This is a genomic window from Streptomyces sp. NC-S4, assembly GCF_054353315.1.
The window spans coordinates 3872150-3897591 of sequence record NZ_CM135937.1 but is presented as its reverse complement, the minus strand read 5'-3'; the positions used below and the strand labels follow the sequence as shown (position 1 = coordinate 3897591).

The following is a 25442-nucleotide window of genomic DNA, read 5'->3' as shown; positions in this document are numbered from 1 at the left end:
GGGAAGGGGGTGGGCCGTCGCTGTCGTAGCCGTACCGGTGGGGCGGGGACACGCAGGAGGGTCCCCGCAGGACGAGGCGCGACCATGGCCGTCTGGCCGAGACAGGGCCGCGCGCGCCGAGCCGAGGAGATCCTCGTGCGGGGCCCCGCCCCACCCCTCCAAGCCCCGCCGGCGTTTGAGGCGCAGCCCCGGCGGGGGCAGCCCGCACCACCAACCGCCGAGCCGCCCGCAGGGCACCCCGCAGGGCACCCCGTACTCTCCCGAAGTACCCACATCCGCCAACCACTCCGGAGGAGACATGGCCCCACGAGTGCACGCCGCCCAGGCGACCGGCATCGCCACCCTCACCCTGGACTCCCCGGGCAACCGCAACGCCCTTTCCGCCGACCTCGTCGCCGAGCTCCGCTCCGCGCTCGCCGCCGCGGCCGCGGACACCGCCGTCCGGGCCGTCGTCCTCACCCACACCGGCAACACGTTCTGCGCCGGGGCCGACCTCAAGTCCCCCTGCGATCCGGCCGACTTCCTGGCCCTGCTGCGCGAGACCGCCGAGCTCCCCAAGCCCGTCGTCGCCCGGGTCACCGGCCACGTCCGGGCCGGCGGCCTCGGGCTGCTCGGCGTCTGCGACATCGCCGCCGCCGGACCGGGGTCCTCGTACGCCTTCACCGAGACCCATCTGGGCCTCGCCCCCGCGGTGATCTCCATGCCGCTGCTGCCGCGCCTCGACCCCCGCGCCGCCGCCCGCTACTTCCTCACCGCCGAGGCCTTCGACGCCGCCGAGGCCGCCCGGATCGGACTGCTCACCCTGCACGGCGAGGACGTGGACGCGGCCCTGGCGCCCGTACTCGCCGGCCTGCGCAAGGCCTCCCCGCAGGGGCTGGCCGCGACGAAGGCGCTGACCTCCGCCGCCGTGCGCGAGGCCCTCGCCCGCGACGGCTCCCGCCTCACCGAGCTGTCCGCCGCACTGTTCGCCTCCGCCGAGGCCCGCGAAGGCATCACCGCCCGCTTCGAGCGCCGGGAACCGTCATGGTCGCTGTGACCGGCCCCAAGCAGGCGCGCAGCCGCGTCACCCGCCGCCACCTCCTGGAGGCGGCCGTGTCCTGCCTCGCGGAGCACGGCTGGGCCGGTTCGACCGTCTCGGTCGTCGCCGAACGGGCCGGAGTATCGCGCGGCGCCGCCCAGCACCACTTCCCGACCCGCGAGGACCTGTTCACCGCGGCCGTCGAGTACGTCGCGGAGGAGCGCTCCACCGCCCTGCGCGACCTCTTCCACGCCGGCCCGGCCGCCCGCCCCGCCGTGGTGGAGGCGCTCGTCGACCTCTACACCGGCGCCCTGTTCCGGGCAGCCCTCCAGCTGTGGGTGGCCGCCTCCAACGAGGAGCAGCTGCGCCCCCGGGTCACCGAACTGGAGGCCCGGGTCGGCCGCGAGACCCACCGCATCGCCGTCGAGCTGCTGGGCGCCGACGAGTCGGTGCCGGGTGTACGGGAGACCGTGCAGGGCCTGCTGGACATGGCGCGGGGCCTGGGCCTGGCCAACGTGCTCACCGACGACACGGCCCGCCGGGCCCGGGTGGTGGCCCAGTGGTCCCGGATCCTGGACGCCGCCCTGGGCTGAGGCGGCGGGCACGGGAAGGGCGCCGCACCCCGCGGGAGCGGGATACGGCGCCCAGGGCACGAGCGGGGCTTACGCCGTCTCGGCGATGTCCGCGTAGCCCTCGATCTCCTGCGGGTTGCGCCGCCCCGGCCCGGTGTAGCGGGCCGAGGGCCGCACCAGGCGGCCCGTGCGCTTCTGCTCCAGGATGTGCGCCGACCAGCCGGCGGTGCGGGCGCAGCTGAACATCGACGTGAACATGTGCGCGGGAACCTCGGCGAAGTCCAGCATGATCGCGGCCCAGAACTCCACGTTCGTGGCGAGCACCCGGTCGGGGCGGCGTGCGTGCAGCTCCTCCAGCGCGGCCTTCTCCAGCGCGGCGGCCACCTCGTAGCGCGGCGCGTCGAGCTCCTTGGCCGTGCGCCGCAGCACGCGGGCACGCGGGTCCTCGGCACGGTAGACGCGGTGCCCGAAGCCCATCAGCCGCTCGCCCTTGTCGAGGGCCTTCTTCACGTACGCCACGGCGTCGCCGGTGCGCTCGATCTCCTCGATCATGCCGAGTACGCGGGACGGCGCCCCGCCGTGCAGCGGCCCCGACATCGCGCCCACCGCGCCGGACAGCGCCGCGGCGACGTCCGCGCCGGTCGACGCGATCACCCGCGCGGTGAAGGTGGAGGCGTTCATGCCGTGCTCGGCGGCCGAGGTCCAGTACGCGTCGACGGCCTTGACGTGCCGCGGGTCGGGCTCGCCCCGCCAGCGGATCATGAACCGTTCGACGACGGACTCGGCCTTGTCGATCTCCCGCTGCGGCACCATGGGCAGGCCCTGGCCGCGGGCGGACTGGGCGACGTACGACAGGGCCATCACGGCCGCGCGCGCGAGATCGTCACGGGCGGTCTGCTCGTCGATGTCCAGGAGCGGTTTCAGGCCCCACACGGGGGCGAGCATGGCGAGCGCGGACTGGACGTCGACGCGGATGTCACCGGAGTGGACCGGAATGGGGAAGGGCTCGGCGGCCGGCAGGCCCGGGTTGAAGGCACCGTCGACCAGCAGGCCCCAGACGTTCCCGAAGGAGACGTGGCCCACGAGGTCTTCGATGTCGACGCCCCGGTAGCGGAGCGACCCGCCTTCCTTGTCGGGTTCGGCGATCTCCGTCTCGAACGCGACGACCCCTTCGAGCCCGGGTACGAAGTCGGACATCAGGCGGCTCCTCAGATAGTGCGAACACGCGCGGCTCCCGGCGTGACTCGCGGTCCGGCGCGGTCATCCCCGTTGATGCCCGGCACGGCCGTCGGTCACCCACTCGGGGACCTTCGGACCGGCCCCAAGATTTTGGCCGCTCCGCCCCGACTGCGGAAGCGTGACATACGGCACACCGCCACCGGTCCGGCTGCGGCAGGATGGCGGACGTGACCGATCAGGACATTGACCCCGCCATGATGCGCAAGCAGTACCGCTCGGAGATCGTCGACGAGGGGAGTCTCGCCGAGCATCCGATGGACCAGTTCGCGCTCTGGTTCCAGCAGGCCGCCGACTCGCACCTCTTCGAGCCGAACGCCATGGTCGTATCGACGGCCACCCCGGACGGACGGCCCAGCTCGCGGACGGTGCTGATGAAGCAGTTCGACGGGCGGGGCTTCGTCTTCTACACCAATTACGCCTCCCGGAAGGGCCGCGAGCTGGCCGGGAACCCGCACGTGGCCCTGCTCTTCCCGTGGCACCCGATCGCCCGCCAGGTGATCGTCACGGGTACGGCGGCGCGTATCGGCCGCGACGAGACGGCGGCGTACTTCCGCTCCCGCCCGCACGGCTCCCAGCTGGGCGCCTGGGCGAGCGAGCAGTCGAGCGTGATCGGCTCCCGCGCGGAGCTGGACCGGCGCTACGCCGAGCTGGAGGCCCGCTATCCGGAGCACGAGCAGGTGCCGGTCCCGCCGGAGTGGGGCGGCCTGCGCGTGGTCCCGGAGGCGGTGGAGTTCTGGCAGGGCCACGAGAACCGCATGCACGACCGTCTGCGCTACGTCCTGGACGGGGGCAAGTGGCACGTGGAGCGGCTCTGCCCGTAGCCGTGCGGCGCCGAGCGGGAGCGGGGAACGCAGACGACCCGCGGGCTCGGGTTTCTCTCCTGCAGTGAGAGAAGCCGGCCGGACGTACCGGCGAGCCCGCGGGTCGGGTGACTGCTTGGGATTGGCGCCGGGCGATTCCGCCGGGCACCGCACTGGGTGCGCTACTGACGACGGGCCCTAGCCCGCAGCCACCTCACGCGTCCGGAGTTCGTACATTTCCGGGATCACCTCCTTTCAGTGTGCCTCCACTCTAGGCAGGCCTGTGCGGTCCGCTCAATCGAATTTCGTCGGCGAATCCGTAGGCGTATCCATCGGCTCTCTGGAGCAGCCGCAAGTTCCGGTGGGAGACGTCAAAGCGGCTGGTCGACGTCGTGATGCGATGCTGGCCGCTGGTCCGGACCGCGATGCGTCCCACCCACCTGCCGGCCCACTTTCCTCTGGGCACGACGGCCGCCACCAGGTCCCCGGTCGCGTACCCGTGGTGGACCTTGCCGCGCGGCCGCTGCAAGCGGGGGAACCCGAAGCGGTCAGGGGTGGTCCTGGCGTACGAACCACGCCCGGTCGACGACACCACCAGGATCTGCGCGGGTACCCGGACGAGCGCGTCCCCTCGCTCGTGGTCGATGATTCCGATGGCCAGGGCGTCGAGCGTGTGGCTCTTCGGCAAGCCCATCGCGGACCGGTTCCAGTAGGTGCGCCCGCCCGACCACGCATGTACCGGCACGCCCTGCGTTGCGAGCGCTTTCACGAGCTGGAGCCTGGTGGCGTTCGTGGCGGCCACGTCCTGCAGAGGTCTCCTCAGCTGGCTGACCACGCGTTCCAGTCCCTTCTCGTGGTGCCCGCGACGCTACGCATCGTGGACCGTGCGGTGTGCGCGGATGCGGAATGGTCACTCGAACGTGCGGCCGTTCCGGTGGTGCTTTCCCAGGTGTGTGGGGATGCGCGCCGATTTCGCCGAAAGCGGTGTGGTGTGGGTCACGTTCGAGTTCAATGATCTGACGTGCCGCATACGCGAACACCTGCTGGGGGTTCCAGGTGAGTGCCTACGGACGTGACGAGACCGCCGACGATCTGCTCGCGGCGCTGCTGGACGGCATGGACGCCGCCCTGTGCGCGTTCGACGCCGACGGCGTGATCACCCACTGGAACCGGGAGGCCGAGCGGATCCTGGGCTGGAGCGCCGCCGAGGCCGTGGGGCGCAGAGGCTTCGAGGGCTGGGCGGTGCGGGCCGCCGACGCGCACGACGTCCAGGACCGGCTGATGGCCGCCCAGCACGTGCCCGGCCGGCAGGTGCACGAGTTCGCGCTGCTGACCAAGGACGGCGGGCGCGTCCTGGTGCGGACCCAGTCCGCCGGGGTGCCCGGCGCGGACGGGAAACCCGCCGGGGTGTACTGCGCCTTCAGCGAGGTGCACGCCCAGATCGACCTGGAACGCTCCATCGCGCTGAGCGAGGCCCTGATGGACGACGCCTCCTGGGGCGTCGTCCTGGTCGACGTCGACCTGCGGCCCGCCGTGGTCAACGCGCACGCCGCACGGGCCTTCGGGACCGGCCGCACCGCCCTGCTCGGGCGGCCCCTGGGGGAGCTGCTGGCCCAGGGCGTCGAGGAGCTGGAGGGCGCGCTCCAGCACGTGCTCGCCGAGGGGGCCCCGCCCGCGCCGGTGGAGATGTGGGTGTCGGTGAGCACGGCCGAGGGGGTGCGGCGCAGGTGCTGGCGGTGCGGGTTCCTGCGGCTGGCCTCGCCGCTCGCGGAGGAGCCGGTGCCGCTGGGCGTGGGCTGGCTGTTCCAGGACGTCACCGAGGCCCGCCAGGAGCAACTGGACACCGCGCAGCTGCGGTTCCGCTCGCACCAGCTCCACCGTGCGGGGCGGGCCGCCGCCGAGTGCGAGGACCCGGCCGAAGCGGCCGCCGTGCGACTGGACTTCGCCCTCGCCGGCTTCGCCGAGCACGCGCTGCTGGACGTGCTGGATCCCGCGGCCGATCCCGAGCGGCGCAGGCTCGTACGGTCCGCCGCGTCGCCGCCGGTGCTGCCGGGCCCCGGGGCGATCCCCGTCCGGTACGCGGCCGGGCACCCGGCGCTGCAGGCACTGGACCGGATCGGCTCGGTGCGCACCAGCGCCCCGCGCGGGGAGGTCGACGCGGGGTGGGCGCGGGCCCGCCAGTGGCCCGAGGGCGCCGTGCACGTGCTGTGCACGGTGCTGCGGAGCCGGGGGCGGACCCTGGGGGCGCTGACGTTCGTGCGCGGGCCCTCGCGGGCGGCCTTCGAGCGCGCGGATGCGGCGTACGCGGAGGAGGTCGCGGCCCGGGTCGCGGCCGACCTGGACCTGGCGGCGGGTTCCGCCGGCCGGGACGGGGCCTGATCGCGGTCCGGGGTGCCGGGGCCCCGGACCGGCTGCTCAGTGCCGGAAGAAGATCCGGTCGCCGTACTCCTGCATGACGCGGCCGTTCCACTCGTGGCCGCCGTCGACGTTGCCGGAGCGCAGCAGCGGGGGCTCCAGCCCGCGGGCGGCGAGCTCGCCGGCCGCCGTGGCCATGACCGCCTGCATGATCGCGCTGGTGACGACGGTGGAGGCGGGGGCGAAGGGCGCGTCGATGCCGTCGATGCTCAGCTCGGCGTCACCGACGGCGATCTTGCTGTCGAGGACGACGTCGCAGTGGTCCTTGAGGAAGGTGCCGGAGACGTGCCGCGACTTGGTCCCGGTCGCGTACGCCACCGAGGTCACGCCGATGACCTTGAGGCCGATGGCGCGGGCGTTCATCGCCATCTCGACGGGCAGGGCGTTGCGCCCGGAGAGGGAGATGATCACGAGGATGTCGCCGTCGGAGGCGGGGCTGCTGTCGAGGACGGCGCCGGCCAGGCCGTCGACCCGCTCCAGGGCGCTGCCCAGGGTCGCGGGCATGACGTCGACGCCGGCCGTGCCGGGGACGGCGAGGAAGTTCATCAGGGCCAGGCCGCCGGCCCGGTAGACGACGTCCTGGGCGGGCAGTGAGGAGTGGCCGGCGCCGAAGGCGAAGAGCCGGTTGCCGGCGGCGACCGCGTCGGCGATGAGGGAGCCGGCCTCGGCGATGTGCGGGGCCTCCTCGTCCCGCACCCGCTCCAGCAGACCGATGGCGGCATCGAAGAACTGACCGGCCAGCTTGCTCTCGCTCATACGCCGATGGCCCTTCCAGAGGTGGGGGAGCGTCCGTGTCCGCCGCTCACCGTGCGGTCTGGACCAAGGGCGTGTCAATACGAACGTCAGTCCCGGGCAGATGTTCCGGTCACGCACCCCGGACATCATCGGACGATCTTCGCCGGGACGCCCGGGAGATGTCCGGGAGCGGTCTTGACCCACGGCACGGGACGGTTGTCGGCCCGATGCGTCAGAATTGGGGACAGGGCCAGCGCACGCAATCCGAGGGGCACGAATGTCCGGACTGATCGATACCACGGAGATGTATCTCCGCACCATCCTCGAGCTGGAAGAGGAAGGCGTGGTCCCCATGCGCGCCCGCATCGCCGAGCGGCTCGACCAGAGCGGTCCGACGGTGAGCCAGACGGTGGCGCGCATGGAGCGGGACGGCCTGGTGGCCGTCGCCAGCGACCGGCACCTCGAGCTGACGGAGGAGGGCCGCCGGCTGGCCACGCGCGTCATGCGCAAGCACCGGCTCGCGGAGTGCCTGCTCGTCGACGTCATCGGCCTGGAGTGGGAGCAGGTGCACGCGGAGGCCTGCCGGTGGGAGCACGTGATGAGCGAGGCGGTGGAGCGGCGGGTGCTGGAGCTGCTGCGCCACCCGACCGAGTCGCCGTACGGGAACCCGATCCCGGGGCTGGAGGAGCTGGGTGAGAAGGCCGAGGCGGACCCGTTCCTGGAGGACGGGATGGTCAGCCTGTCCGAGCTCGACGCGGGCACCGAGGGCAAGACCGTGGTCGTCCGGCGGATCGGTGAGCCGATCCAGACGGACGCCCAGCTGATGTACACGCTCCGGCGGGCGGGCGTGCAGCCCGGTTCGGTGGTGAGCGTGACCGAGTCGCCGGGCGGCGTGCTGGTCGGCAGTGGGGGTGAGGCAGCAGAGCTGGACGCGGAGGTCGCCTCGCACGTGTTCGTGGCGAAGCGCTGACCTCCGGCGCGTCGGCGCTCGCGACGACGTTCGCTTCGGCGTTCGCGTCGTGTTCGTGTCGGCGTGGATGCGTCCGGTGGGCAGGTCCGTGAACCACGGGTCGTGACCGTCGTGACCCGTACGGATGACCGGTCTTGGTGTGGGCGGTCCCGGCGCCTTTCGGCGCCGGGACCGATCCTCCCCTGGTGACCTGGAGCCCCGAGCTCTCAAGGTCGTCCCCTCGGACCGTCTTCCCCGAGCGGCCCGCCTCCCTGGTGAAAGGATCTCCATCGGCAGCGGGGATCAATCCTTGAGCAAGGTCACTCGAAAGAGCGGTGTTGTGGGCGAGAAACCCGTTTTCGAATGCGGGTTCGATAGTCTGGCGGGGAGCGAAGGGGGTGCATCTGCGGTGGTACAGCGCGTCGATGTGACAGGGGCCGAAGGCTTCCGCCTGGCCGCCTGGGAGTTCCGCGAAGCAGAGGCCGAGCCCGACACCCGCCCCGGAGTGCTGTTACTTCACGGCCTGATGGGCCGCGCCTTCCACTGGGCGGGCACCGCCCGCTGGCTCCGTGAGCGCCACCGCGTCGTGGCCCTGGACCAGCGCGGGCACGGCCAGAGCGCCCGCCCGCCCGCCGCCCCCGACGGCACCCCGACCTCCCTGGGCCGCGAGGCCTTCGTGGCCGACGCCGAAGCGGCCGTCGAGCAGCTCGGCCTCGCCCCCGTCACACTGATCGGCCACTCCATGGGCGCCCTCACCGCCTGGCAGCTCGCGGCCCGCCGCCCGGACCTGGTCGAAGCCGTCGTCATCTGCGACATGCGGGCCTCCGCCCTGGGCGCGGCCTCCCAGCAGGAATGGGAGGACTGGTTCCACCACTGGCCGCTGCCCTTCCCCACCCAGGACGCGGCCCGCCGCTGGTTCGGCGAGGACGATCCCCGGGTGGAGCGCCCCGACCCCGGCCGCGGCGCCTTCTTCGCCGAGGTCATGCACGAGGCGTCGGACGGCTGGCGCCCGGTCTTCTCCCGCCGCCAGATGCTGACGGCCCGGGAGACCTGGGTCCACGACGCCCACTGGGAGGAACTCGCCCAGGTCCGCTGCCCGACCCTGGTGGTCCGCGGCCTCGACGGCGAACTGGGCCGGGCCGAGGCCCAGGAAATGGTCCGCGTCCTGCCGGCCGGCCAGTACGCGGAGATCCCCGACGCGGGCCACTACCTCCACTACGACCAGCCGACGGCCTGGCGCGAGGTCCTGGAACCCTTCCTCGACGCCGTCAAGGCCGAAGCCCCCTGACCACCCCGCCTGTTCCGCCCCTCCCGTGCGCCGGGCGGGGCGGAACAGGCGGCCGTCGCTCGTCGTAGGGCCGAGCGTGTCAGCGGTCTGTCAGCGGGGTGTTCGGGGGCTGTCAGGGGGCGGCTTCATGGTGACGGCGTCGCCAGGCAAGCACCGAGAAACGAGGTCCCCCCGATGAACGCCGTCGCCGCCCTGCAGCTGCTGATCGCCGTCGCCTTCCTGAGCATCCCCGTCGTCCGCAGCCGCTACGGCGCCCGCGCCCAGGCCGCCGTCGAGGCCGAGTTGGGGCGGCAGGGGGTGCGCACCACCGTCATGGCCGAGAACGGCATGCGGCTCGACGCGGGTGGGCACGAGACCTGGGCGCCCGTCGGGATCGCGGTGGCGCTGGCCGTGCCCGCCGTGCTCCAGGTCGCGGGGAGTGCGTGGAGCGGGACGGTGTCGTGGGTCGTCCAGCCGCTCGTCCTCCTCGTGAACTGCGTGATCCTCTACTCGAACCTGACGGCCGTGCCGTCCGTGACCGCCGCCTTCGCCAAGTCCGGGGACGCCGAACTGCAGCGCATCGACGTCAGGTCCATGCTCCGCGCCGCCGAGGACGGTTTCCCCGACTGGGTGATGCCGTACCTCCAGAACCTCCGGCACGTCGTCGTCTTCGCGGGCTCGATCGCCGTACTCGCCCTGCTCGCCGCCAACTGATGCCGGGCCCAAGGGAAACGGGCCCGTCTCCGCTCTCCCCCGTGGGAGCGGAGACCGGCCCGTTCCGGCTGGGTCGGCGGTCGGCAGGCGGCAGGCGGTGGGCGGCGCTCAGCCCTTGCTGACCGCCGTCAGGATCTCCGGCAGCTTGCGCGCCACCGTCGGGGCGGCGAGCCGCAGGCCCGCCCAGGCGGCAAGTGCGCCCCAGGCCACACCCAGCGGGAGCACGATCCAGGAGATGTCCTGGTGGCCGTCCGCCCTGAGCCAGATCGTCAGGGCGATCACCGGGGCGGAGACCACCGCCGAGACCAGCAGCCCGCCGAAGATGCCGGCCCAGGCTAGCCCCGCCTGGCCCGGGACGACGTTCTTGAAGGCGCCGTCCGACGGGATCGAGTAGGGGAAGCGGGCCGAGGCCAGCGCCCCCGTGCAGAGCATCGAGCCCAGCAGGGCCAGGGCCAGGCCCGTGGCCGCCGGGAAGGCGGACCAGTCGCCGAGCACCGCGGCCGTGATCACCATGACCAGGAGCGTGTACGGGACGGTGACCAGGGCCAGCGCGGCGGCCCGCGCGCGCAGTTCCTCGTACGCGTCGCGCGTGGAGGTGATGGTCTGCGCGACCATCCAGAACGCGGAGGTGTCCTGGCCGAACTGGTTGTACATCTGCATGCCGAGCATGGCCGCGCCGAAGCAGCCGAGGTAGACCGATCCCGTGCCCTGGAGGGCGTTGAAGACGGGGATGATCAGGCCGATCGCCAGCCCGGTCACCAGCGACGCCTTGGTCTTCGGGTCGCGGACGGCGTAGCGCAGGGTGCGCTGCATGGTCGCGCCCGTCCGGCCGGCGGGCAGCAGGGACCACAGGCCGCCCGCGCCGCGGTCCTTCGTGGGCCGGGCCGCCGTGATGGTCGAGCCGTCCGGGGTGACCATCAGCCGGGTCAGGGTCCGCTCCCAGAACCACAGGAGGCCGGCCACGGCGGCCAGGGTCAGGGCCAGTTGGGCGGCCGCCACCCCGTACGCGCCCTCGCTCGCCGAGTCCACCATGCCGACGGCGGTCGCCGGCGGCAGCCAGCGCACCACGGCCTCGACGGGCTCCAGCGTGGCGAGGCCGCCCGCCTGGAAGAGGCGCTGGCTGCCGAAGTTGACGAGCTGGCCGCCCACGGCGATCAGCAGGCCGCTGAGGATCGCCAGGTCGCGCCCCTTGCGGCTGGTCAGCAGCCGCACGTTGGCCGTGGCCATCGCCCGCGCGAGGGTCACGCAGCCGAGGACCAGCAGGGGTGCGGCCACCACGGCGGCCACCGCGCCGGCGGCGCCGCGTGCGACGGCCAGTACGGAGCCGATGGCCAGGCACAGGGTGAACAGCGGTCCGATGCCGACCAGTGACGAGGCGAGGAGGGCCCGTACGAGCGGACGCGGGCGCAGCGGCAGCATGACCAGCCGGCTCGGGTCGAGGGTCTCGTCCCCGGTGGGGAAGAACAGCGGCATGAAGGCCCAGCCGAGGGCGAGGATCCCGGCCAGCAGGACGACGACCGTGCCGGCGTGGGTGTTCCCGTGCAGCAGGGCCAGGCCGAGGGTCGCGAAGAAGCCGACGACCAGGGCGAAGGCGAGCGTCGAGAAGTAGGCGGCCTTGCGCTTGGAGGAGCCCTTCAGCCCGTTGCGCAGCAGCGACAGCTTGAGGCGGACGAAGACCGGGGTCAGCGGGACCGACGCGACGGGCGAGGTCCCGGTGGCTCCGGCGGTCCCGGTGGAACCGGTGGCGGGAGCGGTCACGGTGGCGGCCGGGCCGTTGGCCGGACCGGCGGCCGGGCCGGTGGCAGGGTTGGCGGGCGAGGTCATCGCGATCCCGCCCCGGAGCCGCCGCCGAGCCACTCCAGCGAGTCCCCGGCCGCGTCGCGCCCGTGCGCGCCGACCAGTTCGAGGAAGGCGGCCTGCAGCGAGGGCGCGGAGCCCCGTACGTCGGCCAGCGGGCCCGCGGCGCGGATCCGGCCGGCGGCCATCACGGCGACCCAGTCGCACAGCGACTCGACGAGCTCCATCACGTGGGAGGAGAAGATGACCGTGGCGCCGGAGGCCGTGTAGCGCTCCAGCACCCCGCGGATGGTCTGCGCCGACACCGGGTCGACGCCCTCGAACGGCTCGTCCAGGAAGAGCACCTCGGGGTTGTGCAGCAGCGCCGCCGCGAGGCCGATCTTCTTGCGCATGCCGGTCGAGTAGTCCACGACCAGCTTGTGCTGCGAGCCCGCGAGGTCGAGGACCTCCAGCAGCTGCGTCGCACGCTTGTCGGTCTCCTCGCCCGGCAGCCCGCGCAGCCGGCCCATGTAGCCGAGCAGTTCGCGCCCCGACAGCCGCTCGAAGAGCCGCAGGCCCTCGGGCAGGACGCCGATGCGCGCCTTCACCTCGGTCGGGTCCGCCCACACGTCGTGCCCCGCGACGTGGACCCGCCCCATGTCCGGGCGCAGCAGTCCGGTCACCATCGACAGCGTGGTGGTCTTGCCCGCGCCATTGGGGCCGACCAGACCGATGAACTGCCCGGCGGGCAGCTCCAGGTCGATCCCGGCGACGGCCACCTGCTCGCCGAACCGCTTCCACAGACCTTCCACCCGCACGGCGGGAGGCGTCGACTGCGCGCCACCCGTCCCGTACGTCCCACCCGTCGCATCGCCCTGGTCCGGCATGCGCCTGCCTCTCATTACGTCCCCGTTGGTCGTTCCTTCTTCACCATAGGAGGAGGGGGAGAGGCCTGAGCAGTTACTTATGTCATCAGTTTTCGCCCTGATTTCGCAGGTGCGGAGGGCGAGTTCGGGGGACGGTGTCAGCCCTGGCGGCGCTTGCGCTCCGCCGCGGCCTCGCTGCCGCACGCGTACGCCAGCGCGTCGATCAGCTCCTCCGTGTCCGGCAGCCACCGGTTCGCCGGTGTGGGCCGCCGCGCCCACTGGACCGAGCCCCGGCCGCCGAAGCGGGTGGGCGGCGCCGCCACGTACTCGCCCTCGCCCCGCGCCACCAGATCGATCGTGGCGTACGGCCAGCCCAGCTTGCGCACCAGGTCGGGCACCTTGACGCCGGCGCCCGGCAGGACGAAGAACAGCATCCGGTGGTCGGGTGTGAGGGTGACGGGCCCCAGGGTGCGCTCCATCCGCTCCAGCCGTGCCAGCGCGAGGAACCCGGCCGATTCGGGTACGTCCAGCGCGTCGAACGTCCGGCCCGTCGGCAGCAGGATCGAGGCCTGCGGGTGCTTCGCCCAGATCCGCCGGACCTGCACGGCGCTGCCGGTGGCCTGGGCCGCCCAGTCCTTGACCGTCGGGTGCGCGCCGGGCGCCGGGCAGTCCGCCGCCCCGCAGGAGCACAGCTCGCGGCCGTCTGCGGGCTCCAACCAGGTGCCGGCGAAGACATCCCAGTGCCGTTCTTCCGCGTACCGCACGGCATGGTCCAGCAGCTGCTCGCCGCGCTGCTTGGGGATGGGTGCGGTCTCCGTGACTCCGATGGTCTCTTCCACGCCCATCACAACTCTTCGGGTCACCCGGGGTTACGGGCGTAAACCCGCCCGCGGGCGGAGCATCGATCCTGCATACGGGGCGCACTGATGCACGCGTGGGGGCGCGTAGGAGGCCGGGGCGCTGTTGCTGGGTAGCGACACGACGCAGAGCGGAAGATTCTCCGCACATCAGGCGGGAAGTGATCATTCCAACGGATCACCCGCGGTCAGCAGGGGGTTTTCATGGCAGCCAGGCCTCTCGTCGCCCGCCAGCCGAACGAACGGCTGCAGGCGCTCATCCAGGAAGCCGGGTGCTCCAACGCCGGGCTCGCCCGGCGCGTGAACATGTGCGGGGCCGAACACGGCCTCGATCTGCGCTACGACAAGACCTCCGTGGCCCGCTGGCTGCGCGGCCAGCAGCCGCGCGGCCGGGCGCCCGGAATCATCGCCGAGGCGCTCGGGCGCAAACTCGGCCGGACCGTCACCATCGACGAGATCGGCATGGCCAACGGGAAGAACCTCGCCTCCGGTGTCGGCCTGCAGTTCTCCCCGACCGTCGTCGGCGCCATCGAGCAGGTCTGCGAGCTGTGGCGCAGCGACGTCGGCCGCCGCGACTTCCTCGCGGGCTCCAGCGTGGCCGCCTCCGCGCTCGTGGAGCCGAGCCGCGACTGGCTGATCACCGGGGCCGACACCCAGGTCGCCCGCAGCGGCGGCTCGCGGGTCGGCATGCCGGACGTGGAGGCGGTCCGGGCCACCACCGAGGCCCTCAAGGACCTCGACCACCGCTTCGGCAGCGGGCACGTCCGGCCGGTGGTCGTGCACTACCTCAACTCGGTGGTGTCCGGGCTGATCGGCGGCTCCTACCGGGAATCCGTGGGCCGGGCCCTGTTCGCCTCGGTGGCCCGGCTGACGGAGCTCGCCGGCTACATGGCCGTGGACACCGGCCAGCCGGGCCTGGCCCAGCGGTACTACATCCAGGCGCTGCGCCTCGCCCAGGCGGCGGGGGACCGGGCGTACGGGGGCTACGTGCTCGCGGCGTCCATGAGCCACCTCGCCGCCGAACTGGGCAACCCGCGGGAGATCGCACAGCTGGCGCGGGCTGCCCAGGAGGGGACGCGCGGGCAGGTCACCCCGCGGGTCGAGGCCATGTTCTACGCGGCCGAGGCGCGCGGCCACGCGCTGCTCGGGGACGGCCGGGCGACGGCGGTGCTGTCCGGGCGGGCGGTGAGCGCGCTGGAGCGGGCGGAGCCCGAGTCGGGGGACGACCCGGTGTGGATCCGCCACTTCGACGCGGCGTACCTCGCGGACGAGCTGGCGCACTGCCACCGCGACCTGGGGCAGGCGGACGCGGCGGCCAGGCGGGCGGAGGAGGCCCTGCGGGGGCTGCCGGCGGGCAAGGCGCGCCGCCGGGCCATCGGGCTGCTGCTGCTGGCGGCGGCGCAGGTGCAGCAGCGGGAGGTGGAGCAGGCCTGCCTGACGGCGACGCGCGCGGCGGAGCTGCTGGAGGGGCTCCGCTCGAACCGGGGCGTGGAGTATCTGGAGGACTTCCGGGCGCGGCTGGAGCCGTACCGGGAGGAGGCGGCGGTGCGGGAGTTCGCGGCGCGGCTGGAGGTGACGGCGTAGGGGGTGCCGCGTCGGCCGGGGCCGGACGGGGTTCGGGGTGCTCTCACGGTGGCGGTGCGTGACGGGGTAGCGTGACCTGACGGTTCCGTAGGGTCGGGCGAGTCGGAGAAGGAGTCCCGGTGACGCAGAGCGGACAAGGGGGCGCCCCCCAGCCGGGTGCCCCGTGGGGTCCGGACCCGGCGTCCGGCTACCCGGCGTACCCGGAGCAGCCGCAGCCGCAGGACCAGGTGCAGCAGCAGGTGCAGCCCGGGGCCGCGTACGGGTATCCGCAGGCCTATCCCGGCCCGGAGGGTGCGCCCGGGCACGTGGTGGGGCCCGGCTACGAGGGGCCGGGGGATCCGCACGGCTACGGCTACCCCCCGCTGCCCGAGGCGGCGACGCAGTACATTCCGCCGGTCCCGGCCGCTCCCGGGCCCGGCGAGGCGGCGACGCAGTACATTCCGCCGGTTCCGCCGCTCCCGACCGCTCCCGGCCATGACGAGGCCGCCACGCAGTACATCCCGCCGGTCCCGGCCGCCCCCGGGCCCGGCGAGGCGGCGACGCAGTACATCCCGCCGGTCCCGGCCGCTCCCGGGCACGACGAGGCGGCGACCCAGTACATACCGCCGGTCCCCGCCGACCGCGCCACGGACGGGTTCGACGGCCTCTTCCGGGGCGACGACTCCGCCGGGCACACCCAGCACCTGCCGCCCGTCCAGGAGCCCGTGCTGCGCCAGCCGCCGCCGCGCCCCCGCCCGGGCCGCCCGCAGCGACACCAGCAGCAGCCGCCGCAGCAGCCGCAGTACCAGCAGCCGCACCCGCAGCAGCAGTACGCCGCGCCTCCGCCGCCCCCGGAGCCCGCGCGCAAGGTCTCGCCCGCGATCATCGGCGCGGTGGTCATCGGCCTGGCCGTCGTCGGGCTCGGCGTCGGTTCGCTGCTCGCCGACGACAAGCCGCAGAACACCGACCCCGGCGCGGTCGCCGCCGCCCCGACCGCGAGCGGCGGCTCCGCGGCCCCCGTCGGCGAGGCTCCCGTGGACCCGGCCCGCTCGCAGGCCGTCCAGCTGGACAAGCTCCTCGCCGACAGCAACGACAGCCGGGCCGCGGTGATCAAGGCCGTGGAGGACATCAAGGGCTGCAGCAACCTCGACCAGGCGGCCGCCGACCTGCGCGACGCGGCCCGCCAGCGCGAGGAGCTCGTCACCCGCCTCCAGGAGCTGAAGACGGACCAGCTCCCGGACCACGCGAAGCTGTCCGCGGCCCTGACCAAGGCCTGGCAGTCCTCCGCGGACGCCGACGACAGCTACGCGGCCTGGGCGGACGACGTGGACGACGACAAGTGCAAGGACGGCAAGGCCAAGGTCACCAAGAACGCCTCCGAAGGCAACCGTTCGAGCGGCGAGGCGACCAGGGCCAAGGAGTCCGCCGCGACCATGTGGAACACGATCGCCGGCAAGTACGGCCTCACCAAGCGGGACAAGTCCCAGCTCTGAGGCGTTGCGGTCAGGCCATGGGCGGGGCGGTCACCAGGGTCGGGGTCATGTCGAGGGACTGCTCGCCGGGCTGCGCCACAAGCCGCCCGGCCTGCACGATCTGGAAGGTGACCTGGCCGTTGACGATGCGCGGGAAGCCGGCGACGGCCCGCATGTCCTGGTAGCGCCAGCTCAGCTTCGGGGTGAGGCCTCCGGTGCTGACCGGCGGCGACTCGTTCAGGGCGCGCTTGACCTTGCGGCCGGTGACGGGCTCGTCCTCCTTCAAGCGCCCCAGCATCTCGCTGAGCACGGTGTACGCGATCCAGGTGGTCTGCGCCCCGCTGTCGTCGGGGTCGACGTTGTCGTCGCCGAACGCGAACTCGGTGACCACCTTGCGCATGGGCTCCCACAGGGGGTCGGCGGCGACCGGGTACCAGCTGGTCAGGTACGCCCCCTCGAAGGGGCTCTCCTTGCCGCCGGTGCGGTCCACGAGGGACTGGCTGACGCTGCCGAGCACGGAGGAGATCTGCGGCTTCTTGCGCTGGGCGTCGGTCCGGCGGAAGGCGTCGAAGAAGGTCTCGGTGCGCTCGCCGAGGACGGCGGTCACGCAGCCCTTCTCCTTTTCCTTCTCCTTTCCGGTGCCGCTGGTGTGCGCGAGGGCCTCGCGGGCCTGGGGCCCGAAGTCGGCGGAGTCCTCGGCGGCGCGGATGTCGGAGGCGTCCGCCATCTTGTTGGCCCGCAGCCCGGCGTTGAGCAGGACCGGCAGGGCGTCGGCCGCGAGGGTGTCCGGGCGGACCAGGGCGACCTGGTTGCAGGCACGGCTCAGCTGGTGGCCGGCGCCGGCGATGAGGACGGGCTGGCCGCCGTTGACCGGGTACGACAGGGGGGACTGGAACTCCTCGGAGGAGACTCCGTAGCCGCCGATGAAGGGGATGCCCTCCGCCTCCAGCGGGGCCATGAAGGCGCGTCCGTGCTGACTGTAGGAGCCGACGACGGCGACGGCCTTCTCGGCGACGGCCTTGCGGGCGCAGTCGGCGGCGCCGGAGGGCGTGTTCTTCTCGTTGCAGGTCAGTACGCGCAGTTTGTGCCCGTTGATTCCGCCCTTGGAGTTCACGTAGCGCTCGTAGGCCTTGGCCATGCCGGTCATTCCGGGCATGTTGGTCGCTTTGGTGTCCTCGGGGGCGAACGTCATGACGGTGACGGTTTCCCCGGAGCCCTCCGAGCCCCCGGGAAGCGTCCCGCACCCGGCGATGAGACACGCACCCATTGCCGTGGCCACGAAGGTGCGGGAGCGGGATGCGACGCGTCGCGAAAGGGTCATGTCCATGCACCATTCCGCCCCACCGGTAACTGTCGAGTGAGATGGACGCAACATCGGGTGACGTCCAGGTGAATTACGGGGGCTCAGTCCCGGTGGGCGCTTCAAGATCGCATCGAACCGGAACGTACGATCGAAAGCGTGACATTCGCCCAAGGTTCGAAGAACCCTTCCCGACGCGGCGGCCGCTCCTCCACCATGGGCGGCATGCCCCTCAATGACATGCCGTGGTGGCGCTGGCGCAGCAACGTGCGCTCGGCGCTGCACATGCTCTCCGACCCGGTCTTCCACGAGGACACCTGGCTGACCGGCGACGAGGCGTACGGCGACATCACCGACGCCGTGTACCGGCTCGTCGAGGACACCTGGCTCGACAGCTGGTCCGCAGAGAAGTACGTCGGCACGATCTTCCGCGACTCGCAGGAGGCGGCCGTCGTCGACCTCGCCGTGCTGCGGGTGCTCCGCATCCTCCACCAGGTCGGCCCCGACGCCCCCGTCTCCGCCTACCTGGAGCACCACGCGTGGCCCGAGGCGGTACGTGCCGCGCGCGAGGCGCACGTACGGCTGGCGGAAGCCGACGGGGACGACCCGGACGTGCGACCGACATCGCTCGATGTGTTGAAGATCCTCACTCGCGCGGTGTGAAAGGCTGTGCGGTCATGAGCGACCCGCACACCGAGGCCCCGGCCCAGCCCCAGTACGTCCTGACCATGTCCTGCCCCGACAAGCAGGGCATCGTGCATGCCGTGTCGAGCTATCTCTTCATGACCGGATGCAACATCGTGGACAGCCAGCAGTTCGGAGACCGGGAGACCGGACTCTTCTTCATGCGGGTGCACTTCGAGGCCGAGCCCCCGGTGACGGTCGAGAAGCTGCGCGCCAGCTTCGCCGCGATCGGCGACTCTTTCAAGATGGACTGGCAGATCCACCGCTCCGAGGAGCGCATGCGGATCATCCTCATGGTGTCCAAGTTCGGGCACTGCCTGAACGACCTGCTGTTCCGCACGAGCATCGGCGCCCTGCCGGTCGAGATCGCGGCCGTGGTCTCCAACCACACCGACTTCGCCGAACTGGTCGGCTCCTACGACATCCCGTTCGTGCACATCCCCGTCACCAAGGACACGAAGGCGGAGGCGGAGGCGCAGCTGCTGGAGCTGGTGCGCGCCGAGAACGTCGACCTGGTGGTCCTGGCCCGCTACATGCAGGTGCTGTCCGACAAGCTGTGCACGGAACTGAGCGGGCGGATCATCAACATCCACCACTCCTTCCTGCCGAGCTTCAAGGGCGCGAAGCCGTACCACCAGGCGCACGCGCGAGGTGTGAAGCTGATCGGCGCGACCGCGCACTACGTGACGGCGAACCTCGACGAGGGGCCGATCATCGAGCAGGAGGTCGAGCGGGTGGGCCACGAGGTGACACCGGACCAGCTGGTCGCGATCGGGCGGGACGTGGAGTGCCAGGCGCTCGCGCGGGCGGTGAAGTGGCACAGCGAACACCGCGTGCTGCTCAACGGCGCCCGGACGGTCGTCTTCGGGTAGGGAAGTGCAGCCCCGCCAGGGGGCACCTCCCGGCTACCGCTGGGAGGTGCCCCCTGGCAAGGCTGAATGCGCCGGGCCGCGCCGCAGGTGCTACGCGTCGGGGGCTTCCACGCCGCAGTAGCCCGCGAAGGCCGCCAGGATCTCGTCCTCCGAGATCCGGCCGTCGCGGTCCGCGTCCAGGGCCTCGGCCACCTGGAGGGCCAGCTCCGGGAGGGTGCCCAGGACGCGCAGGACCCGGGCCGCGTTCGGTGGGGTCGTGCCGCCGCCGTCCTCGTCCGCCACCGCGATCACGGCCCGCAGGAACGGCCGCGCGATCTCCGCGAACCGCTCCGGGTTGTCGCGCAGCCGCTTCGCGGCCCCGGTGATGAACTCCTCGCGGGACACCCGCTGGTCCCCGTCGACGTCCGCGATGCCGGCCATTCCCTGCCAGAAGGCCTCGGCGCCCGCGAAGACGGCCTGGCCCTTCTCCGACCGGGCGGTGGTGCCGAATTCGGCCAGGACGGACTTCGCGGCAGCGCTGAAGTCCTCCCGGTCGATATAGCCGGACCCGTCCTGGTCGAAGGTGGCGAATCGGGCGGCGATCTTGCGCTCGTATTCTGCGCTGTCCATTTCGACGTTCCGCCTTCACATGTGCAGTGGGGTTCAGATCAAGACAAGGCAGGAGCGTAAGCCCTTTGTGGCCTGCGCGTTAAGCGAAGTCGTCAAGGAGGCGGCCGCATCGAACCCGCGCACGGGGAGCGCGGTGGGGCGCGTACACCTGTCCCCATGTGCTGTCGGACGTACCACCGTTCACGCCCTGCCACGCCCCTATCACGCAGGGCGCACTTCCAGGGGTCGGTTCTTCCAAAACAGGCGCGATCCGCCATGTGCCCACTACATTCGTTGAGTCGACACACGGCTGGGGGCATTCATGCCGAAGGACGCACCACCGCGCTGGGACCGCCGCATGCAGCAGCGACTCGCCCGCGGCGAAGCCGCCGCGCTCGGGGAGCTCTACGACCGCTTCGCCTCGCTCGTGCACAGCCTGGCGCACCGGGTCCTGGGCGACGAGAAGGCGGCCGACCGGATCACCCGAGAGGTCTTCGGCTACATCTGGGAGAACCCGGACGCCTACGACCCCAAGCAGGGCTCCATGCGCTCCTGGGTCGCCCGGATCACCCAGGGCCAGGCGGTGGCCCGGCTGCGCCAGGCCGAACTGGGCCGCGGCTCACGCGAGGAGCTGGAGCAGAAGGTGCGCACCGCCAACGCGGCCGCCCGCGCCGACTACATCGTCACCTCGATGCCCGCGCCCCTGCGCGCCGCGCTGGAACTCGCCTACTTCAAGCGGCGCGACTACCGGCAGGCCGCCGCCGACCTGCAGATCAGTGAGGACGAGGCGCGGCGCAGGCTGCGGCTCGGGCTGCAGCTGCTGTCGACCGCCAACGCCCTCCCGCAGGAGGAAACCACCCAGTCCGGATATGGAACGCCTCGATGAACGGCCCTCCCCAGTCGCCCGATGACGGATACCAGCGTCCCGGCGGCCGGGCGCGGATACCGGGCCCGCGCGGGGCCGCGGACGACCTCGACCCGGGGCACGCGCCGCGGTCGATGCCGCCCCTGCCGCCGCCGGCCGAGGTGGCGCCCCCGCCCTCGCACGCCGTGCTGAAGTCCCTGCTCGGGGCGTGGGCCCTGGCGGCCTGCTCGGCCGAGGAGACCCAGGCGGTGGAGGACCACCTCACCGAGTGCGCGCCCTGCGCGGAGGAGGCGCTGCGACTGCGCGACGCGGTCGGGCTGCTGCACCCGGAGGAGACCCTCGACCTGAAACCGCTGCTGCGCTCGCGCGTCCTGGAGGACTGCCTGGGCAAGCGGCCGGCCCGCATTCCGGTGCCGGTGTGGGCGAGCCCGTACGACACCGAGACCGCGCGGCTCGACGCGCTGCTGCAGGACTTCGGGGACTCGGAGTGGCACACCCCGGTGCGGCTCAAGTGGTTCGAGGAGGAACGGCGCAGGTCGCAGCGGACCACGGTGGCCGGGGTGATCGGCCACCTGCTGACCGTGGACGGGCTGATCGCCTCGGCGCTGGGGCTCGACGACCCGCTCGGGCCGGACGCGCCGAAGGGCGGGCCGACCGTGCGGACGGAGCACTTCTGGGGTGCGACTCCCTACCCGGTCACCCGGCAGGTCCGGGATCCGTGGCGGGAACAGGGCCACACGCTGGTGCGTACGGTCTCCTTCGCCGGCCGGGGAGTCGCCGAGCTGGCGGTGGACTACGGCGGATTCGCGCTGCCGCTCGGGGACGCGTTCCTGGAACGGGCCTTCGAGTGCTGGGTGCACGCGTGGGACATCGCGGAGGCGGTGGACTACCCGTACGAGCCGCCGTCCGGCCCGCACCTGCACCGGATGATCGACCTGGCGGCAAGGCTCCTGCCGGGCGCGCTGGCGCAGCGCAGACGGGCCGGCCTGGCGGCCCCGGCGCGGGGCCTGGTCGCGGCGGGCGCACCCGGGCGGACCCTGCACCTGGAGATCGAGGGCTCGGGCGGCGGAGGCTGGGACATCGCGCTGGACTCGCCGGGAGCGAAGCCGTCGCCGGAACGCACGGTGGCGGAGATCGCCCTGGACGGCATCGAGTTCTGCCAGCTGGCCGCCGGGCACATCTCGCCGGAGGAGGCGGCGGTGGGCCAGCACGGCGACCGCGAGGCGATCCGCGACGTCCTGTTCGCGGCGGCGTCACTGAGCCGGCTGTAGGGGCGGGCGGTAGGGGGCTGCGCGGGCGGGGGTACGGATCGCACGCGGGCGGGGCCTCCACCCCCGCGGCACCCCCGCCCCCGATCGGCGGCTGCCCACCCACCCCCACCCCCACCCCCACCCCCACCCCCGGCGCGGGGTGGGTGGGGGAGCGGGACCCGTTTTCCCGGAGTCCGGAGGGCCGGCAGCCGGCTTCGGGTGGGCGGGGTCCACTCGGGCGGCGTCGGGGAAGGGTATGGGGGTTTCCCGTCAGTCCCATCGTCCCTCCGGGTCGGGCCGGTCCCTCAAGGGCGCTCCTTCGTCGCGTCACTGCGTGATGGCCTGCGGCCACCCTTGACCGACCGTCCCGCCCCGGAGAAACGAAAGACTGCCGGGAAGCCCCCAAAGGAACGGGCCGGAGGATCCTTTCCAGGGACGGGGCGTCGGATCCACCCGGCCCCGTCCCGCGTGAGCCAGGGTCGGCAGACGGGGCCGATCCAGACCGGGGGCCCGGGTCGGCGGTCGCATCCAATCGCTACGCGCTCCTCATCCCTCAGCGTCTCCAGACCGTCCTGGGCCGGACATAGGCCGCCACAGATCGCTACGCGCTTCGCGATCACGCGTCTGCGGGCCGTCCGGTGACCTATCCCTCCTGCGGGCGATGGCAGGGGAGCGACATTCGAAGTAATTTCAAAGTCATGAGCGCTGAAAACGCCGCGGTGAACTTCTCCGAGCTGGTCAACAAGAACAAGCAGACGCTGGCTCGACTCAAGGAGTCGCCGCGGCTGCTGCTGCACCGTAGAGACGGTGAGGACTTGGTCCTCACCACCGCTGCCAAGGCCGAGCAGGACCAGACGGTGGTGTCGGCCGCTACGCGGATGCTGGCGGCAATGGCACGGCGGGAGCCCGGCAGCATGGAGTTGCTCCTCGACCTCCTCCCGGAGGCGTTTCCCTGGGTTCGCTTCCTTCCCGAGCCTGACGTCCATGCCTTCGCTGTCGAACTGGTCGACACCATGCGCGCCGCAGACTCGATCGGCAACAACGCGTCCGTCGCCCAGATGCTCGTGGCTTGGCAGCACACGGCCGAGGTTCATTCCGACCCCGCCCTCCTGGCCGCTCTCACCACGGACCACGGCACGGACTACGGGCCGGCTCCCGACCCTCGCGAGATCCGTTGACAGCCGGCCGCGGTGACCGAGCCGCGCCCCCAGCACCAGAAGGTGCGTGGGAAGTCCGCTTCGCCGACGCAGCATCGGCCAAGGGCTGGGAGTGCCTCACCCAACAGGCTCGCGAGAACACCTATCGCGCCTGGCTCACCATGCGCACCGACCCGAGGCCGGTAACCGAAACTCCCCGTCATCACCGGCTCAAGGGCACCCTGGCTCACGGAACCCATCGGGGACAGACCTGTGCGCAGTGGCAGATCGAGGTAACGGGGGCCGGTCGAATCTGGTACCTCGTCGACACTGCTCGTGAGACCTGCTGGATCACCTTCGCAGGCACCGGGCACCCGCGAGCCACTGACAACAGATGAGTCGGCGGCGGCCGTCATGTGCGAAGTCCGCCCCGTACTAACGCCGCAGACGCGTGATCGAGAAGCGCGTAGCGATCGATGGCGGCCTATGTCCAGCCCAAGACGGACTGGAGACGCTGAGACGTGAGGAGCACGTAGCGATTGGATGCGCTGCCCCCGACCCGGCCCCTGGTCTCGATCGGCCCCGTCTGCCGGCCGTCCCCTACGCCCGATCGGGCTGGGCATGGCCGACCGTCCCCGTCGGTGTCTTGAAGTGCCGGCCCGTTCCTTTGGGGGCTTCCCGGCAGTCTTTCGTTTCTCCGGGGCGGGACGGTCGGTCAAGGGTGGCCGCAGGCCATCGCGTAGCGACGCGACGACGAAGGAGGAGCGCCCTTGAGGGACCGGCCCGACACGGAGGGACGATGGGACTGACGGGAAACCCCCAGCACATCCTTGATGCCGCCCCAGAGGATCCCGCCCGCCCCGACCCCTACGCGTACCGCTCCCGCAGCTTGTACTTCAGGACCTTGCGCAGGGCCTCGTTGCGGGGGAGGGACTCCAGGAGTTCCAGTTGTTCCGGGAGTTTGTGGGTGGCCAGGCCCTGGGCGCGGAGGTAGGACGTCAGCTGGGGGAGGGTCAGGGGGGTCGCTCCCGGGGGTTGTTCCACCACCGCGCAGACGCGTTCGCCGCGGGTCGGGTCGGGGAGGCCGATGACCGCCACGTCGGCCACGGCCGGGAGCTGGTGGAGGAGGTCCTCGATCTCCTTGGCCGAGATGTTCTCGCCCTTGCGGATGATGACGTCCTTGCTGCGGCCGGTGAGGACCAGGTAGCCGTCGCGCGTCAGGTGGCCGAGGTCGCCCGTGATCAGGTAGCCGTCGGGGTCGAAGACGTCCGTCGACTCGTCGCCGTTGAGGTAGCCCTGGCAGACGGCCTCTCCGCGGAGCCGGACCTCGCCGTCGGTGTCCGGCGGCAGCTCGGTGCCGTCCGGGGCGGTGATGCGGATGGACATGCCCGCCGGGGGGCGGCCCTCGGTGGTGGCGAGGTGCTCGGGGGTGTCGTCCGGGGCGCCCATGGTGATCATCGGGACCTCGGTCATGCCGTATCCGTGGGTCAGCTGGCAGCGCAGCTCGCGTACGACCGCGTGGTAGATCTCCGGCGGTTTGGGGGCGCCGCCGCCCGCCAGGAGGCGCAGGGTGGGGATGAGGGGGACGTGCGGGGCCTTGCGCTGCTCGGTCAGGAACAGGGAGTAGAAGGCGGTGGAGCCGCCGGCCACGGTGACCCCGTGGCGGCGGTAGCCGTCCAGGGCGTCCGGCATCGCGAACCTCTCGAAGAGCACCGCGGGGAAGCCGTACAGGAGCAGCATCACCAGGTAGTCCGGGCCGCCTATGTGCGCGTACGGGAAGGCCATGGAGCCGACGTCGGACGGGGTCAGGCGCAGGGCGTGGGCGAGGCAGGAGCCGCCCGCGATCAGGGAGCGGTCGGTGTGCAGGACGCCCTTGGGGTCGGAGGTGGTGCCCGAGGTCCAGTAGATCCAGCGGACGTCGGTGCCGGAGGCGGGCGGTGCGGGGAGTACGGCCGGGTCGCCGTCGGGGAGGGAGTCGTAGGCCTCGAAGACGCCGCGCGCGCCGAGGCGGGCGGCCATGGCGGTGTGGTCGAAGCCGCGCCAGGTGCCGGGGACGGCGAAGTGCTCGGCCTTGGACTCGCGCAGGGCGAAGCCGACCTCGCGGTCCCGGTAGAAGGGGATGACGGGGGTCTGGACGGCGCCGATCCGGGCGAGGGCGACGGAGAGCAGCACGGTGGTGATGCGGGTGGGGAGCTGCCAGGCGACGACGGTGCCGGGGCGTACGCCCATGGCGTGGAGGCCGGCGGCGACGCGTTCGGAGCGGTCGCGCAGTTCGCCGAAGGTGAGCCGGCGGTCGTGTGCGGGGTCTTCGGCGGCTTCGATGAGGGCGGTGGTGTCCGGGGTCAGGGCGGCCCGGCGGGAGATCAGTTCCCACAGGGTGCGGGAGCGGCTCAGTTCTGTCGCGGTCGCGGTGTCCGTCATCCCAGACCTCCCCATAGCTGACGGATAGTCAGATCAAGCGCAGAGCGTAGAGCGCCGATGCTTGTCGGTCCAGGGGTGGCGGG

The 25442-nt window shown here is 72.4% G+C and carries 23 protein-coding genes; 14 read left to right on the top strand and 9 right to left on the bottom strand.

All coding sequences use genetic code 11. The features are described 5' to 3' along the window. Window positions 1-298 precede the first annotated feature (298 nt). A complete protein-coding gene (locus ACXNSR_RS17095) occupies window positions 299-1036 on the top strand; it encodes an enoyl-CoA hydratase family protein (protein ID WP_458642863.1) in 738 nt (245 codons plus the stop codon). After that, entirely contained in the window at window positions 1024-1611 is a 588-nt protein-coding gene (locus ACXNSR_RS17090) for a TetR/AcrR family transcriptional regulator (protein WP_202201035.1), read from the top strand. The genes ACXNSR_RS17095 and ACXNSR_RS17090 overlap by 13 nt, the downstream gene beginning before the upstream one ends. A 69-nt stretch (window positions 1612-1680) precedes the next feature. Here ACXNSR_RS17090 and ACXNSR_RS17085 read toward each other — a convergent pair whose 3' ends face one another. Then, entirely contained in the window at window positions 1681-2787 is a 1107-nt protein-coding gene (locus ACXNSR_RS17085; RefSeq protein ID WP_030390669.1) for a citrate synthase 2, read from the bottom strand. A gap of 200 nt (window positions 2788-2987) precedes the next feature. Between ACXNSR_RS17085 and pdxH the strand changes: the two genes are divergently transcribed. Next, entirely contained in the window at window positions 2988-3650 is a 663-nt protein-coding gene (gene pdxH / locus ACXNSR_RS17080) for a pyridoxamine 5'-phosphate oxidase (protein WP_458642862.1), read from the top strand. 250 nt (window positions 3651-3900) lie between these two features. Here pdxH and ACXNSR_RS17075 read toward each other — a convergent pair whose 3' ends face one another. Continuing rightward, window positions 3901-4431 (bottom strand): hypothetical protein, encoded by a 531-nt coding sequence (locus tag ACXNSR_RS17075; RefSeq protein ID WP_458642861.1) that lies wholly within the window; start codon window positions 4429-4431, stop codon window positions 3901-3903. A gap of 254 nt (window positions 4432-4685) precedes the next feature. Between ACXNSR_RS17075 and ACXNSR_RS17070 the strand changes: the two genes are divergently transcribed. Further along, a complete protein-coding gene (locus tag ACXNSR_RS17070; RefSeq protein ID WP_458642860.1) occupies window positions 4686-6008 on the top strand; it encodes a PAS domain-containing protein in 1323 nt (440 codons plus the stop codon). Window positions 6009-6044: 36 nt separating this feature from the next. On the opposite strand, the gene ACXNSR_RS17065 is transcribed toward ACXNSR_RS17070, so the two are convergent. Continuing rightward, the gene (locus tag ACXNSR_RS17065; RefSeq protein WP_458642859.1) at window positions 6045-6800 is read right to left on the bottom strand and encodes an SIS domain-containing protein; all 756 of its coding nucleotides are present in this window, start codon (window positions 6798-6800) and stop codon (window positions 6045-6047) included. Between the two features lie 256 nt (window positions 6801-7056). On the opposite strand from ACXNSR_RS17065, the gene ACXNSR_RS17060 reads away from it, so the two are divergent. The 3 genes from ACXNSR_RS17060 to ACXNSR_RS17050 all read left to right on the top strand — a co-directional run bounded on the left by ACXNSR_RS17060 (window position 7057) and on the right by ACXNSR_RS17050 (window position 9709). After that, complete coding sequence (locus ACXNSR_RS17060; protein ID WP_458642858.1) at window positions 7057-7749, top strand: metal-dependent transcriptional regulator; 693 nt, start codon at window positions 7057-7059, stop codon at window positions 7747-7749. A gap of 388 nt (window positions 7750-8137) precedes the next feature. Then, entirely contained in the window at window positions 8138-9016 is an 879-nt protein-coding gene (locus tag ACXNSR_RS17055; RefSeq protein WP_458642857.1) for an alpha/beta fold hydrolase, read from the top strand. Window positions 9017-9190: 174 nt separating this feature from the next. Beyond that, entirely contained in the window at window positions 9191-9709 is a 519-nt protein-coding gene (locus tag ACXNSR_RS17050) for a hypothetical protein (RefSeq protein WP_458642856.1), read from the top strand. 108 nt (window positions 9710-9817) lie between these two features. Here the strand turns inward: ACXNSR_RS17050 and ACXNSR_RS17045 are convergent, their stop codons facing one another. From ACXNSR_RS17045 to ACXNSR_RS17035, 3 genes are all read right to left on the bottom strand, one after another. After that, window positions 9818-11533 (bottom strand): transporter, encoded by a 1716-nt coding sequence (locus ACXNSR_RS17045; protein WP_458642855.1) that lies wholly within the window; start codon window positions 11531-11533, stop codon window positions 9818-9820. Next, a complete protein-coding gene (locus ACXNSR_RS17040) occupies window positions 11530-12372 on the bottom strand; it encodes an ABC transporter ATP-binding protein (RefSeq protein WP_458642854.1) in 843 nt (280 codons plus the stop codon). The genes ACXNSR_RS17045 and ACXNSR_RS17040 overlap by 4 nt, the downstream gene beginning before the upstream one ends. Before the next feature lie 137 nt (window positions 12373-12509). Further along, window positions 12510-13190 (bottom strand): bifunctional DNA primase/polymerase, encoded by a 681-nt coding sequence (locus ACXNSR_RS17035; RefSeq protein ID WP_458643327.1) that lies wholly within the window; start codon window positions 13188-13190, stop codon window positions 12510-12512. 222 nt (window positions 13191-13412) lie between these two features. Here ACXNSR_RS17035 and ACXNSR_RS17030 point away from each other — a divergent pair, with 222 nt between their 5' ends. Together ACXNSR_RS17030 and ACXNSR_RS17025 are read left to right on the top strand one after the other, a co-directional pair. After that, window positions 13413-14792: a transcriptional regulator gene (locus tag ACXNSR_RS17030; protein ID WP_458642853.1), complete on the top strand. Its 1380-nt coding sequence runs from the start codon at window positions 13413-13415 to the stop codon at window positions 14790-14792. A gap of 119 nt (window positions 14793-14911) precedes the next feature. After that, window positions 14912-16264: a hypothetical protein gene (locus tag ACXNSR_RS17025; protein WP_458642852.1), complete on the top strand. Its 1353-nt coding sequence runs from the start codon at window positions 14912-14914 to the stop codon at window positions 16262-16264. A gap of 10 nt (window positions 16265-16274) precedes the next feature. Here ACXNSR_RS17025 and ACXNSR_RS17020 read toward each other — a convergent pair whose 3' ends face one another. Next, a complete protein-coding gene (locus ACXNSR_RS17020) occupies window positions 16275-17564 on the bottom strand; it encodes an ABC transporter substrate-binding protein (RefSeq protein WP_458642851.1) in 1290 nt (429 codons plus the stop codon). A gap of 195 nt (window positions 17565-17759) precedes the next feature. Here ACXNSR_RS17020 and ACXNSR_RS17015 point away from each other — a divergent pair, with 195 nt between their 5' ends. Together ACXNSR_RS17015 and purU are read left to right on the top strand one after the other, a co-directional pair. Further along, complete coding sequence (locus ACXNSR_RS17015; RefSeq protein WP_030012051.1) at window positions 17760-18206, top strand: SCO4402 family protein; 447 nt, start codon at window positions 17760-17762, stop codon at window positions 18204-18206. A gap of 14 nt (window positions 18207-18220) precedes the next feature. After that, window positions 18221-19099 (top strand): formyltetrahydrofolate deformylase, encoded by an 879-nt coding sequence (gene purU / locus ACXNSR_RS17010; RefSeq protein WP_458642850.1) that lies wholly within the window; start codon window positions 18221-18223, stop codon window positions 19097-19099. 90 nt (window positions 19100-19189) lie between these two features. Here the strand turns inward: purU and ACXNSR_RS17005 are convergent, their stop codons facing one another. Then, entirely contained in the window at window positions 19190-19708 is a 519-nt protein-coding gene (locus ACXNSR_RS17005) for an EF-hand domain-containing protein (RefSeq protein ID WP_458642849.1), read from the bottom strand. 301 nt (window positions 19709-20009) lie between these two features. Between ACXNSR_RS17005 and ACXNSR_RS17000 the strand changes: the two genes are divergently transcribed. The 3 genes from ACXNSR_RS17000 (at window position 20010) to ACXNSR_RS16990 (ending at window position 22980) form a co-directional block, all read left to right on the top strand. Continuing rightward, entirely contained in the window at window positions 20010-20573 is a 564-nt protein-coding gene (locus ACXNSR_RS17000; protein ID WP_189735171.1) for a sigma-70 family RNA polymerase sigma factor, read from the top strand. Beyond that, entirely contained in the window at window positions 20570-21823 is a 1254-nt protein-coding gene (locus tag ACXNSR_RS16995) for a zf-HC2 domain-containing protein (protein WP_458642848.1), read from the top strand. Before ACXNSR_RS17000 ends, ACXNSR_RS16995 begins: the two co-directional genes overlap by 4 nt. 677 nt (window positions 21824-22500) lie before the next feature. Beyond that, window positions 22501-22980 (top strand): hypothetical protein, encoded by a 480-nt coding sequence (locus ACXNSR_RS16990; protein WP_458642847.1) that lies wholly within the window; start codon window positions 22501-22503, stop codon window positions 22978-22980. 825 nt (window positions 22981-23805) lie between these two features. On the opposite strand, the gene ACXNSR_RS16985 is transcribed toward ACXNSR_RS16990, so the two are convergent. After that, window positions 23806-25359, bottom strand: a complete 1554-nt coding sequence (locus ACXNSR_RS16985; protein ID WP_458642846.1) for an AMP-binding protein — start codon at window positions 25357-25359, stop codon at window positions 23806-23808. Window positions 25360-25442 lie beyond the last annotated feature (83 nt).

Bases quoted from the DNA above. Each gene is read 5' to 3' on its own strand.
- ACXNSR_RS17095 (WP_458642863.1), top strand. From the start codon at position 299: ATGGCCCCACGAGTGCACGCCGCCCAGGCGACCGGCATCGCCACCCTC.
- ACXNSR_RS17090 (WP_202201035.1), top strand. From the start codon at position 1,024: ATGGTCGCTGTGACCGGCCCCAAGCAGGCGCGCAGCCGCGTCACCCGC.
- ACXNSR_RS17085 (WP_030390669.1), bottom strand. From the start codon at position 2,787: ATGTCCGACTTCGTACCCGGGCTCGAAGGGGTCGTCGCGTTCGAGACG.
- pdxH (WP_458642862.1), top strand. From the start codon at position 2,988: ATGGCGGACGTGACCGATCAGGACATTGACCCCGCCATGATGCGCAAG.
- ACXNSR_RS17065 (WP_458642859.1), bottom strand. From the start codon at position 6,800: ATGAGCGAGAGCAAGCTGGCCGGTCAGTTCTTCGATGCCGCCATCGGT.
- ACXNSR_RS17060 (WP_458642858.1), top strand. From the start codon at position 7,057: ATGTCCGGACTGATCGATACCACGGAGATGTATCTCCGCACCATCCTC.
- ACXNSR_RS17050 (WP_458642856.1), top strand. From the start codon at position 9,191: ATGAACGCCGTCGCCGCCCTGCAGCTGCTGATCGCCGTCGCCTTCCTG.
- ACXNSR_RS17045 (WP_458642855.1), bottom strand. From the start codon at position 11,533: ATGACCTCGCCCGCCAACCCTGCCACCGGCCCGGCCGCCGGTCCGGCC.
- ACXNSR_RS17040 (WP_458642854.1), bottom strand. From the start codon at position 12,372: ATGCCGGACCAGGGCGATGCGACGGGTGGGACGTACGGGACGGGTGGC.
- ACXNSR_RS17030 (WP_458642853.1), top strand. From the start codon at position 13,413: ATGGCAGCCAGGCCTCTCGTCGCCCGCCAGCCGAACGAACGGCTGCAG.
- ACXNSR_RS17020 (WP_458642851.1), bottom strand. From the start codon at position 17,564: ATGACCCTTTCGCGACGCGTCGCATCCCGCTCCCGCACCTTCGTGGCC.
- ACXNSR_RS17015 (WP_030012051.1), top strand. From the start codon at position 17,760: ATGGGCGGCATGCCCCTCAATGACATGCCGTGGTGGCGCTGGCGCAGC.
- purU (WP_458642850.1), top strand. From the start codon at position 18,221: ATGAGCGACCCGCACACCGAGGCCCCGGCCCAGCCCCAGTACGTCCTG.
- ACXNSR_RS17005 (WP_458642849.1), bottom strand. From the start codon at position 19,708: ATGGACAGCGCAGAATACGAGCGCAAGATCGCCGCCCGATTCGCCACC.
- ACXNSR_RS17000 (WP_189735171.1), top strand. From the start codon at position 20,010: ATGCCGAAGGACGCACCACCGCGCTGGGACCGCCGCATGCAGCAGCGA.
- ACXNSR_RS16995 (WP_458642848.1), top strand. From the start codon at position 20,570: ATGAACGGCCCTCCCCAGTCGCCCGATGACGGATACCAGCGTCCCGGC.
- ACXNSR_RS16990 (WP_458642847.1), top strand. From the start codon at position 22,501: ATGAGCGCTGAAAACGCCGCGGTGAACTTCTCCGAGCTGGTCAACAAG.
- ACXNSR_RS16985 (WP_458642846.1), bottom strand. From the start codon at position 25,359: ATGACGGACACCGCGACCGCGACAGAACTGAGCCGCTCCCGCACCCTG.